General features: G+C 68.1%; 17 protein-coding genes. 9 read left to right on the top strand and 8 right to left on the bottom strand.

Annotated features, from left to right (window positions below):
* Positions 1–27: 27 nt before the first annotated feature.
* Positions 28–975, bottom strand: a complete 948-nt coding sequence (locus KZ498_RS04345) for a mechanosensitive ion channel domain-containing protein (protein WP_312617106.1) — start codon at positions 973–975, stop codon at positions 28–30.
* A gap of 34 nt (positions 976–1,009) precedes the next feature.
* Positions 1,010–1,918, bottom strand: coding sequence for an MBL fold metallo-hydrolase (locus KZ498_RS04340; RefSeq protein ID WP_312617104.1), 909 nt, complete (start codon positions 1,916–1,918; stop codon positions 1,010–1,012).
* A 107-nt stretch (positions 1,919–2,025) separates the two neighbouring features.
* Here KZ498_RS04340 and KZ498_RS04335 point away from each other — a divergent pair, with 107 nt between their 5' ends.
* The 3 genes from KZ498_RS04335 (at position 2,026) to KZ498_RS04325 (ending at position 4,747) form a co-directional block, all read left to right on the top strand.
* Positions 2,026–2,469, top strand: a complete 444-nt coding sequence (locus KZ498_RS04335; protein ID WP_312617103.1) for a universal stress protein — start codon at positions 2,026–2,028, stop codon at positions 2,467–2,469.
* A 75-nt stretch (positions 2,470–2,544) separates the two neighbouring features.
* Positions 2,545–3,927: a serine--tRNA ligase gene (gene serS / locus KZ498_RS04330; protein WP_312617102.1), complete on the top strand. Its 1,383-nt coding sequence runs from the start codon at positions 2,545–2,547 to the stop codon at positions 3,925–3,927.
* A gap of 106 nt (positions 3,928–4,033) precedes the next feature.
* Positions 4,034–4,747, top strand: a complete 714-nt coding sequence (locus KZ498_RS04325; RefSeq protein WP_312617101.1) for a class I SAM-dependent methyltransferase — start codon at positions 4,034–4,036, stop codon at positions 4,745–4,747.
* Between the two features lie 39 nt (positions 4,748–4,786).
* On the opposite strand, the gene KZ498_RS04320 is transcribed toward KZ498_RS04325, so the two are convergent.
* Positions 4,787–5,167 (bottom strand): nuclear transport factor 2 family protein, encoded by a 381-nt coding sequence (locus KZ498_RS04320; protein WP_312617099.1) that lies wholly within the window; start codon positions 5,165–5,167, stop codon positions 4,787–4,789.
* On the bottom strand, positions 5,164–6,633 hold the full coding sequence (locus KZ498_RS04315) for a redoxin domain-containing protein (RefSeq protein ID WP_312617097.1): 1,470 nt from the start codon (positions 6,631–6,633) through the stop codon (positions 5,164–5,166). Before KZ498_RS04315 ends, KZ498_RS04320 begins: the two co-directional genes overlap by 4 nt.
* An 87-nt stretch (positions 6,634–6,720) precedes the next feature.
* Between KZ498_RS04315 and KZ498_RS04310 the strand changes: the two genes are divergently transcribed.
* Entirely contained in the window at positions 6,721–7,236 is a 516-nt protein-coding gene (locus KZ498_RS04310; RefSeq protein WP_312617096.1) for a DUF367 family protein, read from the top strand.
* 169 nt (positions 7,237–7,405) lie between these two features.
* Here the strand turns inward: KZ498_RS04310 and KZ498_RS04305 are convergent, their stop codons facing one another.
* Positions 7,406–8,479 (bottom strand): hypothetical protein, encoded by a 1,074-nt coding sequence (locus KZ498_RS04305; RefSeq protein WP_312617095.1) that lies wholly within the window; start codon positions 8,477–8,479, stop codon positions 7,406–7,408.
* A gap of 162 nt (positions 8,480–8,641) precedes the next feature.
* Here KZ498_RS04305 and KZ498_RS04300 point away from each other — a divergent pair, with 162 nt between their 5' ends.
* Positions 8,642–8,791, top strand: a complete 150-nt coding sequence (locus tag KZ498_RS04300; protein WP_004960523.1) for a 50S ribosomal protein L40e — start codon at positions 8,642–8,644, stop codon at positions 8,789–8,791.
* Between the two features lie 60 nt (positions 8,792–8,851).
* On the opposite strand, the gene KZ498_RS04295 is transcribed toward KZ498_RS04300, so the two are convergent.
* Together KZ498_RS04295 and KZ498_RS04290 are read right to left on the bottom strand one after the other, a co-directional pair.
* Positions 8,852–9,742, bottom strand: a complete 891-nt coding sequence (locus KZ498_RS04295) for a hypothetical protein (protein WP_312617081.1) — start codon at positions 9,740–9,742, stop codon at positions 8,852–8,854.
* A 39-nt stretch (positions 9,743–9,781) separates the two neighbouring features.
* Positions 9,782–10,393, bottom strand: a complete 612-nt coding sequence (locus KZ498_RS04290) for an MBL fold metallo-hydrolase (RefSeq protein ID WP_312617079.1) — start codon at positions 10,391–10,393, stop codon at positions 9,782–9,784.
* Between the two features lie 156 nt (positions 10,394–10,549).
* On the opposite strand from KZ498_RS04290, the gene KZ498_RS04285 reads away from it, so the two are divergent.
* The 4 genes from KZ498_RS04285 to KZ498_RS04270 all read left to right on the top strand — a co-directional run bounded on the left by KZ498_RS04285 (position 10,550) and on the right by KZ498_RS04270 (position 15,624).
* A complete protein-coding gene (locus KZ498_RS04285; protein WP_151101278.1) occupies positions 10,550–10,735 on the top strand; it encodes a DUF5786 family protein in 186 nt (61 codons plus the stop codon).
* Positions 10,732–11,283, top strand: coding sequence for a DUF99 family protein (locus KZ498_RS04280; protein WP_312617074.1), 552 nt, complete (start codon positions 10,732–10,734; stop codon positions 11,281–11,283). The genes KZ498_RS04285 and KZ498_RS04280 overlap by 4 nt, the downstream gene beginning before the upstream one ends.
* A gap of 190 nt (positions 11,284–11,473) precedes the next feature.
* Positions 11,474–13,543 carry a DEAD/DEAH box helicase gene (locus tag KZ498_RS04275; RefSeq protein ID WP_312617072.1) on the top strand — a complete coding sequence of 690 codons (2,070 nt, stop codon included), beginning with the start codon at positions 11,474–11,476 and terminating at the stop codon, positions 13,541–13,543.
* A 74-nt stretch (positions 13,544–13,617) separates the two neighbouring features.
* A complete protein-coding gene (locus KZ498_RS04270) occupies positions 13,618–15,624 on the top strand; it encodes a hypothetical protein (protein WP_312617070.1) in 2,007 nt (668 codons plus the stop codon).
* A 26-nt stretch (positions 15,625–15,650) separates the two neighbouring features.
* On the opposite strand, the gene KZ498_RS04265 is transcribed toward KZ498_RS04270, so the two are convergent.
* Entirely contained in the window at positions 15,651–15,824 is a 174-nt protein-coding gene (locus KZ498_RS04265) for a hypothetical protein (RefSeq protein ID WP_312617069.1), read from the bottom strand.
* Positions 15,825–15,862: the final 38 nt, after the last annotated feature.

Raw genomic sequence — 15,862 nt, 5'->3', positions numbered from 1 at the left:
GGATTCCCGTCGACACGACACCGGTCCTCACCGGTTCCGGCTCACCGGGAACTTCACGCGGTCGGGGTGTTCGTTGAACCGTTCGAGGATGTCCGCGTACAGCGCGTTCCGCATCCGGGTGCCGCGCCGGGGATGGACGAGATACCGGAGGCGGAGTTCCACCCACGACTCCCCCTGCGTGAGGTTGACCGTCGGCCGTTCGTTCACGTCGAGTTCGACCGGCGTCTCGGCGAGTCGGTCGCGGTACTCGCGGACCTGCCGGGCCATTTCGTCGCCGAGGTGGTCCGTCGCCACGGCTATCATCACCTCGGAGGCGAACTCCAGGTCTGTCTCGTAGGCGACCTGTATCGAGAGTTCGTTCCAGACGTACTGGACGCCCTCGCCGTAGAAGTTGACGACACGCGAGGACAGCACCGTGCTGTTGGGGACGGTCACGATGCGGCCAGACGGCTGGTTCGAGGAGACGAGGTCGCCGTCTATCTCCCAGACCTCCGTGACGAAGAAATCGACCGCGACGACGTCGCCGCGCATCTCCTCGATTGCGATTCGGTCGCCCACCTGGTATGGTCGCTTGGTCATGATGTACAGCCAGCCGATGAGCGAGAACAGCGGCTGCTGGAGCGCGAACGTGACCGCGAACCCGAGCACGCCGAGCGAGAACAGGACGCTCACCCACTCCCGGGTGACGACGCCGAACACCGCGACCAGCCCGAGGACGCCGAAGGTCAGCCGGAGGACGTTCCGCACGTCGTGTCGACGGCGTTTGTTCTGCGTGTGGGCAAGGAGATACGCCTGGCTGATGGTGTAGCTTCCATAGACGGCAAGCAGGAGCGCCGCCAGCGTCAGGCCGAGCAGCGTGAGCGGTTCGAGCGCCACCCCGAACAGACGCTCGTCGAAGCCGAACCGGCGGACGAACCGCGAGCCAGCGTACAGGACGACCGCACAGAGCAGCGACACGGAGCCAGTTCGGCGCATATCACGACACCGGCGGCCGGGCTTGAGAACCCTTCTATTCCTCGCGGTTGTCCAGCGCGATGAGGACGCCCCGGACGTTCAGGCGCATCTCGGCGCGGCCCTTGCGCTCGCCCCAGGTTTCGGTGTCGGCCCGCTCGAGGAAGTAGTCGACGACCGCCTCGTCGTCGTCGAGTTCCGCGCGTTTTCGGTCGACCTCGGCGACCCATTCAGGGAGTATTTCGGCGTACGTCTCCAGTTTGTCGCCGGTTTCGGCGGCACCGAAGTGGCCGAACATGAGGACGTCCGGGTCGAGGTCCTGTAACATCGCCACGTCGTCGAGCGCCTGGTCGAGCGTGAAGTTGACCGGCGGCGTCGTGACGTGCATCTCGTCGGTCGAAGGCACGTAGATGCCGGCGGCGTCGGCGGTGAACACGCCGTCGATGGTGGGGTCGTAAAAGACGACCTGATGCGGGGCGTGCCCCGGTGCGTACAGGGTTTCCAGCGAGTGGTCGCCCAGGTCGATCACGTCGCCGTCGGTCAGCGTCTCGATGCGGTCCTCGGGGAGGGGAATCGGCTCGCTGTAGTACTCGATCTGGTCGCCGACGGCATATTTGGTCCCCTCCCAGAGCCGTTCGGGGTCGAGGAGGTGGCGCTCCCCGGACTCGTGGACGTACACCGTCGCGTTCGGGCAGTCCTCGGCGAGGTAGCCGGCCCCGCCGGCGTGGTCCAGATGGACGTGAGTCGCCGCGATAACCTCGAGGTCTTCGGGCGCGATGCCGACCGACTCCATCGCCGAGAGGACGAGGTCGTGTCGCGCGCCGGTTCCGGTGTCGACCAGCGCCGGTCGCTCGGCGTCGATTATGTAGACGGGCCCGTACTCGGCTACGCCGTACATCCCGACGTCGACGTAGTGGACGTCCGCGCAGTCCCCGACCGTCACCTCGTAAACGTCACCGATTCCCATACACTCTCTCCGAACCGGCGGGGGCAAAACCGTTGTGTTGCGGTTGTCGTGACAGTCGGCCGTCAGGAAGGGCAAAGCCATTTATCCGGACTGGGAAACACCACTGTATGTACGACGCTGTACTCGTCCCGACAGACGGCTCCGAGGGGTCCGCCACCGCGGCCGAACACGCTATCGACCTCGCACAGCGCCACGACGCGAGTCTGCACGCGCTGCACGTCCTCGAGACCGAGCAGGTGGTCGACCAGATTCCCGATTTCGAGGACAGCAGCATCTTCGACCGCCTCGCCGACGCCGGCCAGCAGGCCGTCGACGACGTCCGCACACAGGCGGCAAACGCCGGTATCGACAGTGTGACCACGGCAGTCGAGCAGGGCGTCCCCCACGAGGAAGTCGTGGACTACGTCGAGCGCTACGACATCGACGTCGTCGTGATGGCGACGGAGGGGCGGACCGGGCCGTCCCGAGAGCTCATCGGCAGCGTCACCGAGTCGGTCGTTCGGGCCTCGCCGGTGCCGGTGCTCGCGGTCAAGGTCGGCGGCGAGGCGTAGCGGGGGGTCGACGACCGGGGGCGTTCCCACCGCGGGACCGACACGCCTAATTTCTGCCGTCGTGAACCGTCGTCCATGTTATCGAGACAGTTCGTCCGGGAGCACCCCGAGACGGTCCGTGACGCTATCGAGCGGAAGGGCGTCACGGGCGTGGACCTCGACGAGATCCTCGAGATCGACGAGGAGTGGCGGGAACTGAAGGCCAAAGGCGACGGGCTCCGGCAGGAACGCAACGAGGTGTCGAGCACGATCGGCCAGCTCAAACAGGAGGGCGAGGAGGAGAAAGCACAGGCGGCTATCGAGCGCTCCCAGGAGCTCAAAGACGAACTGCAGGACGTCGAAGCGCGCGCCGACGAACTGGAGTCCGAACTGGAAGCGGCGCTGCTGGAACTGCCGAACATCCCCCACGAGTCGGTGCCGACCGGGGAGGACGAGGCTGACAACGTCGAGCGCTACCGCGAGGGGTTCGACGACCTGCGGGACCTGCCCGAGGAAGTGGTGCCCCACTACGACCTCGGCGAGGACCTGGACCTGCTCGACTTCGAGCGGGGCGCGAAGGTGGCCGGCGGGGGCTACCAGTTCATCAAGGGCGACGGCGCGCGCTTAGAGCACGCGCTCATCCAGTTCATGCTCGACGTCCACCGCGAGCAGGAGTACGTCGACGTACTCCCGCCGATTCCGGTCAACTCCGACTCGATGGAGGGGACCGGCCAGCTCCCGAAGTTCGCCGATGACGCCTACCGCGTCGGCGCCAGACAGGACGACGACTACGACAGCGACGACCTGTGGCTGCTCCCGACGGCGGAGGTGCCGGTCACCAACATGTACCGCGACGAGATTCTGCTGGACGACGACCTGCCGGTCAAACACCAGGCGTTCTCGCCGAACTTCCGCCGCGAGGCCGGCGAGCACGGCACCGAGACGCGGGGCTACGTCCGCGTCCACCAGTTCCACAAGGTCGAACTCGTCAACTTCGTCCGGCCGGAGAACAGCTACGACCGGCTGGAGAGCCTGCTAGAGGAGGCCGCGGAAGTACTGGACCGCCTCGAACTGCCCTACCGCGTGCTCGACATGTGTACAGGTGACATGGGCTTTACACAGGCCAAGAAGTACGACATCGAGGTGTGGGCACCCGGTGACGACATGGACGAGGGCCCCGACCGCGGGGGCCGCTGGCTTGAAGTCTCCTCGGTGTCGAACTTCGAGGATTTCCAGGCACGCCGCGCCGGCCTGCGGTACCGGCCCGAGCGGCACGAATCCGCCGAGTACCTCCACACACTGAACGGTTCCGGACTCGCCGTCCCGCGCGTGCTCGTCGCCATCATGGAGTACTACCAGAACGACGACGACACCATCACCGTCCCCGAACCCCTCCGCCCGTACATGGGCGGCCAGGCGGTCATCGAGGGCGCAGAGAAGGTCGGCGAGAGCGCTGTCGGCGCAGGCGAGAAAGAGTAGGCCGGCACGTTTCGCTCGGCCTTCGTCCCGATAGCCCGTATGTGGTGTGTTACACGGGACCACATTTCAATACGGTATTATATTCGTCCGTCAGCACCGTCGAGGTATGCCGGACGACGCCTTCGGCCAGATGGTACTGGACTTCCACCGCGACAACCTCGCGGAGCAGCCTTCCTACCGCCGTGACGACGGCACGCTGACCGACGCACACCTGGCAGGCTACTTCGAGCCACCGGCCGCGTGGCACCCTGTCGAACAGCGCCTGCTCTCGGACGTGACCGGCCGAGCCCTCGATGCCGGCTGTGGCGTTGGCCGACACGCCCTCAGTCTGCAGGAGCGCGGGCACGAGGTGCTTTCGGTCGACCGGAGCCCGGGAGCCGTCGCAGTCGCTCGCGAGCGCGGGGTCACACACGCAGCGGTCGGCGACCTCCGGCGGCCGCCGGGCGGCGGGTTCGATACAGTCGTCGCGCTGGGGAAGCAACTCGGTCTCGGGACCTCACTGGCCGACCTCCGGACGACGCTCACGGGGCTGGCGACGGTGACCCGGCCCGGCGGTCGCCTCGTCGCCGACGTGGATACGCTCGACCGGGCGGACCCTGAAACCGGGGCCGCCCACGCCGTCCGGCCCGGTGTCGCCTACCGGCGGTTCCGCGTCGAGTACGACGGCCTGGCCGGCCCGTGGACCGACCTGTTGCTGGTCACGCCGTCGGGGTTCCGCGCCGCGGTCAGCGAGACGCCGTGGACCGTGGACAGAGTCGTCGGGACGGCGGAGTCGGGGTCGGCCTACGGCGTCGGGCTCTCGCTCCCGGCGGACCGCTGAGCGTGCCACGACCCCACGGACACAGTTCCCACCGGGCCCTCAGCGCGTGTACGTTTCGATGCGTTCGATGTCGTCCCCGGCGAAGGTGAACACGTCGACGAAGCCGACGATGCGCTCGCCGTCGGCATCGAGCAGGCGGCCACGAGCGGCGACTTCCGCTGTCGCCGTGTCGTCGCCGTCGGTCGGCGCCGCCCCGCTGTCGCCCTGGCGACGGTAGAGGCCGTCCAGGGGATGCGTGGTGTCTGTCTGGGGCCGCTCGTCGCGCATGAACCCGACGAACCGATCCCGGCCCTCGATGGTCCGGTCGGGGCGGTCGTGGACGAACGACGGGGCCAGCAGGGAGGCGAGGCGGTCGTAGTCGTCGCCGTCGATGGCCTCGTAGTAAGCCCGTGCGCGCTGAATGGGAGCGGGTCGCGTCACACGTCCGATTCGTCGCCGCCGGCCCTGGGTCTGTCGCTCTCCGCGTCGGATTCCTCGTCGTCCCTCTCGGGGTCGGTGCCGCCGTTCGCCCCGGAGTCGCCCGCTGGCGTGTCCGTGTCACCGGGGTCAGCAGCCTTCGGGTCCGTCAGGTCCAGTTCAGCCGAGTCGTCAGGCGCCGTCGCTGACGCGTGTGTGGCGTCCGACGACCCCGCGTCAGGCGGCGAGGCGTCGTCTGCGCCGCCGACAGTGTCGGGGGTCGCTTCGACCATCGCGGTCGGCGCCTCGTCCAGAGACCCCGTCGATCCGGTCTCGGCCTCGCTTTCGGCCAGTTCGGCCTGTATCGCCTCGATATCTGTGTCGCCGACGTCCGATACGTCTCCATCCCTATCGGGCGACGTCGTCGATTCCGGTGACGCGTCGTCGGCCGACTCCGCCGGCGTCCCGTCGGCCGCGGCCCCCGTCGCCGCCAGTTCCTGGTTTGCCCGTTCGACCTCCCCGTCGATGTCCACGCCGAGCGAGGTGTCTGCTCCATCCTCGTCCTGCGGGAGGAATGCCGGGCGGTCGTCGTCCGCGCCCTTTTCCAGCGTCGCCAGGTCCGGCGGCCACGGACCGTCGGGGTCGGGGGGTTCCTCGTAGCCGCGGGCGGTTTCCAGCGGCCCCTCGGCGTCGTCCCGGAGTTCCTGGCCCTCCGCCCCGTCCCCGCTGGAGTAGGCGCGGGCCGCCTGGGCGAGCCAGTCGCTGGCCTGCCACAGCGAGTTCGCCTTGGTCTTGGCACCCTCGTAAACTGGTTTCAGCGAGTCGTCGTCGACGAACCGGACGGCTGTGTCGAAGTGGTTCTCGGCGGCGTCGAACTCCTCGCGGGCCTGCTGGAAGTCGCCCTGGGCGACCATCCACTCCGACTCCTGGAAGCCGCCCATCGCCGCAGTGAACGCCCGCCGGCCCTCCGTGTAGTGGGCGTGGCCGACCCGATAGCGGGCGAAGGCGGTGTCGTCGCCGCCGGTGTCTGCGATAGCGTCCTTGATCTCCCCGACGCGGGGGAGCTGCTGGAGGTCGGCAGTGCTCCACGCGTACTGCACGTCGCCGTCGTGGTCGATGACGACGACGGCGCGCTCGATGAGTCGCTGGCCGATGTCGTCGACGAAATCGAGGCCGTACTCGCGGGCGACGTCGTGGTCGGTGTCGGACAGCAGCGGGACCTTCAGGTCGTACCGGTCGGCGAAGGCCCGGTGGCTGTACACCGAATCCGGGCTGATACCCAGGATGGTCACGTCCTTCTGCATCGTAAAGAGGTCGAGTTCGTCCAGGTCACAGGCGGTGTCGTCACAGGCCGGATTGAAATCCGCCGGATAGAAGGCCAGGATGACCACGTCCTCGCCGAGATAGTCGGACAGCCCGACCCGCTGGCGCTCGCCATCGACGAGCGCCGGCAGTTCGAACAGTGGTGCCGCTGTCCCCTCTGAAAGCACACGTTGTACAACCCAGTCCGCCTATAACAGTGTTTGCCCGCTTTCACGGAGCGAGGTGCTTTTATCCGCCACGGTGGTAACGTCGGTGTGGAACTGCACGTCCGGTACGAGGGTGACGACGACCCCGACAAATGTAGCGCGCGGAAACTGGCCCGCATGGACGAGGCCGAACTCCACCGCGCGACGCGGTCGACGCCGCCCGGCATCGTGCTCAACCCCTTCGCCGAGCAGGCGCTGTCTCCGGCGGACCGACCGACCGCCGGCGACGGCGCTCGGCACAGCCGCCTGGTCGCCCTCGACTGCTCCTGGGAGACCGCCGAACGGGAGGCGTTCGACCTCGAGGGGATACACCGCTCGCTCCCCTTCCTCGTCGCCGGCAACCCGGTCAACTACGGGACGGCCTTCCAGCTCAACACCGTCGAGGCGTTCGCCGGCGCGCTCGTCATTCTCGGGGAGCGCGACCACGCCGAGCGCATCCTCTCGACGTTCTCCTGGGGCCACACCTTCCTGGAACTGAACGAGGAGCCACTGGAGCGGTACGCGAACTGCGAGGATTCGAGCGACGTCATCGACGTACAGGACGACTACCTCGCCGAGGAGTAGTCACCATGGCGTTACTGACCGTTCGTGGAGCGGCGCATCACAGCGTGGACAGGCCCGCCGTGCGTGTGCCTCCAGCACGTCGTCGATGCGTTCTCCGCAGGTTTGGCACCGCATGACATTAGTTAGTATTCGGACAGTAATGTAGGTTCTCCTTCACGTCTAAGGGCGCTTACCGGAACCCGGTTCCGATGCCGTTCGGCGCCGCTGGCGGGGTCAGCGGACTCGTCGGCAGGTCCGCGTCCGGGTCGGGGTCGTTGTAGCCGCCGGGCGCGACGTCGTTCGGCCCGGCAGGGTAACACAGCGACGCCAGCGCCTGGATGTGGTCGCGGCCGACGTCCAGTTCGAACTGCCCGCCGCCGTACAGGTCGATGCCGTGTTCCTCGCAGTAGTCGATAGTCTCCAGCACCGACTCGACAGTCCCGCACCGCGAGGGCTTCATGTTGAGCCACGCCGGCTCGAAGGGTAGTCCCTCGATGCTCTCGACGCCGGTGATTGGGACGTCCCAGGTGACGCGGGCTTCCCGACCGTCGAAGACCGGTCGGGTCGCCTCGGTCAGGTCGGGGTCCTCGACCAGCGCGTCCGGGAGGCCGTCGACGACGCGGCGGTAGAGCTCGGGGTCGGCCTCGACGTCGACCTCGGTCCCCTCGTACAGCCCTTTCAGGTCCAGCACGCGAACGTCGTAGTCGGCCAGGTCGTCGACGAGCGAATCGCTCCATGACGGCGTGGGGTCGAGCTTGAACGAGAGGTCGCCGTAGCGCTCACACAGCCTCGCCAGCCGGTCCGCCGTCGGTGGCGCGTCGTCGTCCGGGTCAGAGAGCCGGGTGGAGACGACGAAGTTCACCGGGTCGTACTGTCGGCCAAGCGCCGTCCCGAGGTCCGTCTCGGCCTGTGTCAACGCCAGGTCCAGCGCCGCGCTCTCGAACCCCCAGCGGCGGTAGTGACGGAACCGCTCCTCGTCGGGCGGCTCGGGCCACAAGTCAGCCTCGGCCAGCGCCGTCGAAAACGAATCGACGGTGTACTCGCCGGCCAGCGGGGAGTCCGTGCCCTGCAACGCATCGGCGTCCTGCAGCGCGTCGTGGGCCTCGGTCGTGTACGTCACGTCCTCACCGCGCCCGGTCTCGCCCGCGCCGGAGAGGGTGACGACGGTCGTCACCCGGTCGAACCCGCTCGACGTTGCCCGTTCCCGCCGTTCGAACGTACAGCTCTCGACGGAGACCGGCAGGTCCCTGATCTGGTCGTACATACACCACCATCGCGCTTCGAACGTCTAAAGCCAGCGACAGCACGAAGCCAGCGACAGCACGTGCCGAGGGGGACAGCGCACCCGGGCTGGGAGCAGGCAGACACGCCTCCGCGGCCAGACCGAAACTCAAAGCTTAAACGCGCGCACCGGAAAGAACCGCGCATGGCTAGCTTCGAGACAGCGTCCGACCGACTCCTCAACAAGCAGATCTGCATGCGGTGTAACGCTCGGAACCCACAGCGCGCCCAGCAGTGCCGGAAATGCGGCTACGGCAACCTGCGTCCGAAGGCGAAAGAGACCCGCAGCGCCTGATTTTCGGGATCGGTTCTTGCGGTTGCCGCCGGGAATCGGTGGCAGTTCGTCGCCAGTCCGCTACCGTCCAGTGTGCCCTTTTTCGGACGGGCGACTGCGGAGCGCTGCCATGCGAACCTTCGCGTGCGAGACGATGAGTTCCAGCAGTTTCCGGTCCGCTTCGCCGATGGTAGTGTCGGCCGTCGCAACCGAGACAACCACCGTCGTCGTGTCCGTGTCGTCCAGGACCACCGCCGAGAGGCAGCCGGTGACAGAGTCGGGGAGGGCGACGGGGAACGGCCGGTCGTGAACGGTGACCTCGCCCTGTTGCCGTGTCCGGACCGCCTGTGCGAACGCGCTGACGACGTCGACCGGGACGGTTCGAACCGTGTTCGCGAGCGCCACCGTGTCGCCGTCGCCGAACTGGATGACGGCCGTCTCCTCCATGCCGGTCATCGCGCCGAAGGCCGCGACGCCGTCCGCGCTGGGGGCGCCGGCGATGGCTCGCCCGTAGTTGTTCACGTCGGCCGCCTTCCCGGCGAAGGCCTCGATGCGGTCGCGCTCGGCTTCCAGTTCGCGGGGCCGACTGCGGCTTCGGGCGTCGTACAGGCCGACCAGAACGCCCGCCAGCGCGCCGACGGTGACGAGGTCCACCGTCAGATACGACGCCCGGGCGAGCGAGCCGTCGGTCACGCGCTGGCTGAACAGCAGGAGCGCCGCCACGGCGGCAAAGGTCACGGTCCCGCCGGCGGCCCACACGGGTACGCGCGACGTGGCTCCCTCGAACGTCGTGTCACGGGCGAGCCAGACGCCCGCGTACGCCACCGCGAGCCCCATCGCGGCGAAGGGGAGCGCGTCCACCGCGACCGCCACCGGAATCCGGGTCTGCTGGACCGCGTGGAGCACCTGGATAGCGGCCAGCACGACGCCCGAGAGCGCGAGCGCCGCCCCCGTCAGGAGTCGCTGGTTCATGCAGTCGGATGTCGGCCCTGTCACTAGAGGGTTGCGCAGTCACTCGTCGGGATACTTCGGCTCGCGGCGTTTGGCCCGCTTCAGAGCGCGCTCGACGACCTCGCGGACGTCGCCGTGGAAGACGCCGCCGTGACCCGAGTACATGTGTTCGACGCCCGCGGGCATGCGGTCCAGCAGGGCCTCGATGCTCTCGATGAGACGCTCGCGTGACTGGCCGGGGCGGTCGGTCCGGCCGAAGGACCCGTCGTCGAACGCGCCGTCGTCGTGGACGACCACGTCACCGGAGAACAGGGAGCTCTCGGAGACGAGCGAGACGTGGTCGTCGGCGTGGCCCGGCGTGTACACGACCTCGCACTCCTCGTCACCGACGGTGAGCGTGTCGCCGTCGGCGAGCGCGTGGTCCCGGCGCGGATGGGTGTCGTAGGCGTACAGCGGCGCGTCGAAGGCATCGAGGACGGCGTCGAGCTGCTGGACGTGGTCGCCGTGCTGGTGAGTCAACACGACGGCGTCGAGCGCGTCGGCGTGCTCGCGGATGGCGTCGACGACCCCGGACATCGCGCCGGCGTCGACCAGCGTCGTCCGTTCGCCGGTCGCGAGATAGGCGTTGCAGGTGAACGTCTCGGCCTCGGCGGTGACGTTGTGAACGTCCATACACGACCTCTGTGGCGCGGCCCGCTTGAGTGTACTGTCCGCTCGCGGCCGCCACACCGAATCCGGGGCGAGGCCGAAGAACATCGTGTTAACGCGCTAACACGCTGGAACCGGCGAGTGATTTTTCACTATGAACGTAATAGGTGTACACGTACCATGGGGTTCGGGAGCTACGACGAATCGGAACAAGACAATCAGGAGTACGACACAGACTTCGAGGACGAGGACGGCCTCGATGCTGAAGAAAACGCCCACGAGGGCGACATCGAATACGAGTTTACCGCGTCAAACGACGAACTGCTCGACAGGCTGGAGGACATCAAAGACGACCAGAACACGTGAAACCAGGGGCACGGGCCCTCGGCATCGCGGAGTCGTACCGGGCGGAGACCAGTCAGTTCGCTGGCGCCGTCGTCCGCGCCAGCAGGGTGGCCGACGGGTTTGTTTTTAGTACCGCCACAGTCGGCGGGAGCGACGCGACCGAGACGGTGTGTGAGATGGTCGAGCGACTGGCCCGGGAGGACGTCCGCTACCTGCTTGTGGCAGGTATCGCGCCGGCGTGGTTCAACGTGCTCGACCTCCGACGGATTCACGACCGCACCGGTCTGGCGGTCCTGTCGGTCTCCTTCGAGTCCTCGCCGGGGCTGGACGGGGCCATCCGCGAGGCGTTCGACGACCCCGACGTCGTCCAGGACCGGCTGGCGACCTACCGCGCCCAGCCGGAGCGCCGACGGGTGGCGGTCAACGGCGAGACGGTGTACGTCCGGAGCGTCGGCCTCGACGAGGGAGCTTCGGCGGACGTCGTCCGCGCGTTCACGCCGGAGGGCGGTCGTCCGGAGCCGCTCCGGGTCGCCCGGTTGGCGGCTCGTGGACTGGCCGAGATGGCGTGAGACGGACCGGTGTAGATACTGTCCGGATAGTGCCGACACCGGGTCGGAGTCCCGGGAGTTCGCTACGACGACCGTCCGGGTCGTGGCGTCCGAACAGGGGCTTTCCAGCTGTTCAAGCCGCCGGTTCCGGAGCGGAGACACCCACACCGAGTCCGAACCGCTCAAGTAGCGCAGTCGCCTCTAGACGACTGTGTCACAGCAGGCCGCACAGGTAGAGACGCTGTTCCTCCACGAACACGGCGAGGAGTTCCGCGTCGCCGCGCACCGGGACGGCGAGCGGCTCTTCCACGGGATTCTCGAACTGAAAGAGACCGACGCCGGGCCTCGGCCCCGTCGGCTCCGGGTCAAGGACGGGACCAGCGAGGAGCTCCGCTCGCCGGACCAGTTCGTCGACCTCGCTCGCCGTGCGGCCCGCATTCGCATTTCAGAGCAGACGGCACCGTTTGCGCGCGAGCGCATCCGCGAGATGCTCGACGCGTATCAGATCGAGGCCAAGGTCGTTCGGACCTGTCGGCTGTGTGCCTCCGACGGGCGCTACTCGCCGATTACGAGCGAGACGGCGATCGAGACCGACGACGAGACCATCTGCCCGGAGTGCGCTCGCCAGCAGCTCGACCGCGAACTCGCCTTCAAGGGGAGTATCGGCAGCGACGCCCGCGACCGGCTCGAAGAGCTGCTGCTCGAAGTACAGGACCTCGACCGGGTGACGAACCTCCTGTCCGGCCAGCTGGACCCGGACCTGACGAAGTTCGACGAGATCTCGGCGACCGTCGACGAGGTCGACCCCGTCCGGGTGGACTCGCTGGACCTCCACCCCGGGATGCAGGAGCACCTCGAATCCCGGTTCGAGACGCTGTTGCCGGTCCAGAGCCTCGCTGTCGAACACGGGGCCACGGAGGGCCGCGACCAGCTGGTCGTGAGCGCGACGGCGACGGGGAAGACGCTCATCGGCGAGATGGCCGGCATCGACCGCGTCCTGAACGGCAAGGGGAAGATGCTGTTTCTCGTCCCGCTGGTCGCGCTCGCGAACCAGAAGTACGAGCAGTTCCAGGACCGCTACGGCGACATGGTGGACGTGTCGCTGCGCGTGGGCGCGAGCCGCATCGCCGACGAGGGCGGTCGCTTCGACCCCGAGGCCGACGTCATCGTCGGGACCTACGAGGGGATCGACCACGCGCTCCGGACCGGCAAGGACCTCGGCACCGTCGGCACCGTCGTCATCGACGAGGTGCACACGCTCGGCGAGGACGAGCGGGGCCACCGGCTCGACGGCCTGATTTCCCGGCTCAAGTACTACTGCGAACGCGGGACGACGGAGGCGTCCCGGCACGGGCGGTCGGGCGACAGCGGCGACACCCAGTGGGTGTACCTCTCTGCGACAGTCGGCAATCCCGGCCAGCTGGCCGACCAGCTCCGGGCGACGCTCATCGAGTTCGAGGAGCGGCCGGTCCCCATCGAGCGCCACGTCACGTTCGCCGACGGCCGCGAGAAAATCGAGACCGAGAAGAAGCTGGTCAAGCGGGCCTTCGACAACAAATCCAGCAAGGGCTACCGCGGCCAGACCATCATCTTCACCAACTCCCGACGGCGCTGTCACCAGATATCCCGGAAGCTGGAGTACAGTTCAGCGCCGTACCACGCCGGCCTGGACAACCGGAAGCGCCAGCGGGTCGAGCGGCAGTTCGCCGACCAGGACCTGGCGGCGGTCGTGACGACGGCGGCGCTTGCGGCGGGGGTCGACTTCCCGGCCTCCCAGGTCATCTTCGACTCCCTGGCGATGGGTATCGAGTGGCTCACCGTCCAGGAGTTCAGCCAGATGCTCGGCCGGGCCGGCCGCCCGGACTACCACGACAAGGGCACCGTCTACATGCTGGTCGAACCCGACTGTTCGTACCACAACAGCATGGAGATGACCGAGGACGAGGTGGCGTTCAAGCTGCTGAAAGGCGAGATGGAGCCGGTCATCACCCGCTACGACGAGGGCGCGGCCGTCGAGGAGACGCTGGCCAACGTCACCGTCGCCGGCGCGCAGGCAAAGCGGCTCAACGACCGGATGGTCGGCGAGGTACCGACGAAACACGCGCTGGGGAAACTGCTGGAGTACGAGTTCATCGACGGCCTCGAACCGACGCCGCTGGGCCGGGCGGTTACCCGGCACTTCCTCGCGCCCGACGAGGCGTTCCAGTTGCTCGACGGCATCCGCAAGGGACAGCATCCCTACGAGATCGTCGCCGACATGGAACTGCGCGACGAGCACTGACCGCACCGCCCAGACCTGTCGGCGCGATATCCTTTCGGCGTACATTCTTGTAGCGGCACGTACTTCCGGTGTCCATGGGCCTGTTCGACACAATCCGTCGTGCCGTCGGTGGCGACGACTCGTCGACCGACGGGGACGAGCGGCCGGTCGTGGATGACCGGCCGTCCGACGACGGGCCGGAACTCCTGGACACGGCGACGCTGGACCCGGCGACGTTCCGCACGTACGCCGAGCACGTCGTGGACGGTGCGGACCCGCTGACGTTCGACCCCGGCGCGCTCGCGCGCCTCGACACGGCAATCGAGGAGAGCTACGGCGGCGAGACCGTCGGCGACGCCGCGGGGACGACGACGTACACCGGGAACACGGTTCGGTTCGGGAGCTATCTCGGCGAGCTCCTCGTGCGGGCGTACGACGGCGAGTGGCTGCAGTCCGACGGCCGATGGGGCGTTACCGTCGCCGGTCCGGACGACACCGTCACCGTCGCCGTGTTCGACGTGGCCGCCCGCTCGTTCGGCGACGAGCCGGTGTTTGCGGCCGTCGCGACGCGGCTGGAAGCCGAACTGGCACTGGATAGCACACGAGAGACTGACGCCGACGGGCAGACAGAGTCGGAAACGGCCGAGACAGACGTCGACAGCGCCGGCTCCGAGCCGACCCGCGTCGAACCCGAGGACAAGTCACACGACACCGACCCCACGCCCGTCGTCAGTCGGGTCACCGAGGAGCCACAGGACGGGGCGCCGTCGGGCGACGACGAAGCCGACGACTCGGTCTCCGGCGTCGGCGGAGAGGCAGGTCCCGGGGCGACTGATTCAGCGTCAGATGCCGACGGCACCGAGCCCTCGACCGCTGCAACCGCCGACGGGGAACCGGCTGTCGGTTCGAACGACGCGGGGCCGGCCGTCGACGCTCCCGCCGACCAGTCGCCCGATGACACTGCTGGCGAGCAGTCAACGGTCGAGACACCGGCGGCGGATCCGGCGTCCGACACCCCCGATGACGGACTGGCCGCCGACACGCCCGACGTCGGGACGGCTGCTGAGTCCGCCGGTGAGGCTGTGGCCGACGAAACGGTCACAGACACCGACGAGGCGACCACAGACACCGACGAAGCGACCACGTACATCGACGAAGCGGAGCCGGCGTTCGACAGTGCCACAGCGGACCCGTCGGACGAGACGACGGGAGCCGAGACACCTCCCGGAGAGTCGGCTGTCGACGCTCGCGGGGCCGGCCGGCCTGTCGACGCGTCCGCGGGGACGGCCGACAGCTCTACCGACGAAGCAGCGACGGGCACAGCCGACGAGGGGACTGTCGAGGAATCGACGACCCCGGATAGCTCGCCGGATGCGTCGTCAGACGACGCTCCAGACGGGGAGGCGACTCCCGGACCCGCCGGTGGCGAGTCGCCTGCGGACCCCGACGACGGGGCGAGGATTGACGACGCGCCGGCAGACGGTGAGGAACCTGGCGCCGACGTGTCCGACGGCAGCCCCGGCCCAGCGGTTCCAGAGGGAGACACCGGGGCCTCTGCTGCCGCTGGGACTGAGCCGTCGCTGGACGCGGCCGCTGTGGCGACACCCGACGGGAGCGAGGACGGACCCTCCGCTGACGGCGAGTCGGCCGCTGACTCGACAGGCCGTCCGTGGGAGCCCGGAACGGTCCGCGCGGACCACGCCGACACCGCCGTCGAGTTCGCGGCGTTCTGGGGCGAACACGACCTCGATTTCTCGCCGGCGTCGCTCTCGCGCCTCGACGACCTGGTCGACGCGGAGTGGGACGACGACCGCTTCGCCGAGACGGCGTTCGGGAGCGACGCGTCGTTCGACGACCGCGCGTTCACCAGCGTCGTGCGGGAACTCGGCGGCTACTTCGGCGAGGTACTCGTCCGGCGACTCGGCGGCGAGTGGACCGACGGGACGGACCACGAAGCGGCCGTCGTCGTCGGCGGACCGTCCGGGCAGTTCGCCGTCCCCGTCTTCGAGGTCGCGATAACGTCGCTCAGAAAACAGGCGGTGTTCGGCCGGAGCTACGACGCCCTGCTCGAGGACCTGGGCCGCGACGGGCCGGCGCGGTGACAGACACCGACCGGACCTCTCGGTAGCTATTCGGTCAGCGCCACGACCGACGTGCTCCCGCATTCGGGACACTCGTCGTGGTCGGCATAGAGGAGCGCCTCACACTCGCTGCACTGATGGGTGGCCTCGTCGTCGGACGCGTTCCCGACCTCCTGTTTCAGCTCCTCGACCTTTCGACCGAGGTCGTTGAAAAGGCTCATTACTGTTTGTTCGGCCCCGACGGTGATAAACGTCGGCC

It is taken from the genome of Haloarcula sp. 1CSR25-25, assembly GCF_032027985.1.
Taxonomy (GTDB): Archaea; Halobacteriota; Halobacteria; order Halobacteriales; family Haloarculaceae; genus Haloarcula.
This window is presented reverse-complemented; position numbering and strand designations above follow the sequence as displayed.

Bases quoted from the DNA above. Each gene is read 5' to 3' on its own strand.
- KZ498_RS04345 (WP_312617106.1), bottom strand. From the start codon at position 975: ATGCGCCGAACTGGCTCCGTGTCGCTGCTCTGTGCGGTCGTCCTGTAC.
- KZ498_RS04340 (WP_312617104.1), bottom strand. From the start codon at position 1,918: ATGGGAATCGGTGACGTTTACGAGGTGACGGTCGGGGACTGCGCGGAC.
- KZ498_RS04335 (WP_312617103.1), top strand. From the start codon at position 2,026: ATGTACGACGCTGTACTCGTCCCGACAGACGGCTCCGAGGGGTCCGCC.
- serS (WP_312617102.1), top strand. From the start codon at position 2,545: ATGTTATCGAGACAGTTCGTCCGGGAGCACCCCGAGACGGTCCGTGAC.
- KZ498_RS04325 (WP_312617101.1), top strand. From the start codon at position 4,034: ATGCCGGACGACGCCTTCGGCCAGATGGTACTGGACTTCCACCGCGAC.
- KZ498_RS04305 (WP_312617095.1), bottom strand. From the start codon at position 8,479: ATGTACGACCAGATCAGGGACCTGCCGGTCTCCGTCGAGAGCTGTACG.
- KZ498_RS04300 (WP_004960523.1), top strand. From the start codon at position 8,642: ATGGCTAGCTTCGAGACAGCGTCCGACCGACTCCTCAACAAGCAGATC.
- KZ498_RS04295 (WP_312617081.1), bottom strand. From the start codon at position 9,742: ATGAACCAGCGACTCCTGACGGGGGCGGCGCTCGCGCTCTCGGGCGTC.
- KZ498_RS04290 (WP_312617079.1), bottom strand. From the start codon at position 10,393: ATGGACGTTCACAACGTCACCGCCGAGGCCGAGACGTTCACCTGCAAC.
- KZ498_RS04285 (WP_151101278.1), top strand. From the start codon at position 10,550: ATGGGGTTCGGGAGCTACGACGAATCGGAACAAGACAATCAGGAGTAC.
- KZ498_RS04270 (WP_312617070.1), top strand. From the start codon at position 13,618: ATGGGCCTGTTCGACACAATCCGTCGTGCCGTCGGTGGCGACGACTCG.
- KZ498_RS04265 (WP_312617069.1), bottom strand. From the start codon at position 15,824: ATGAGCCTTTTCAACGACCTCGGTCGAAAGGTCGAGGAGCTGAAACAG.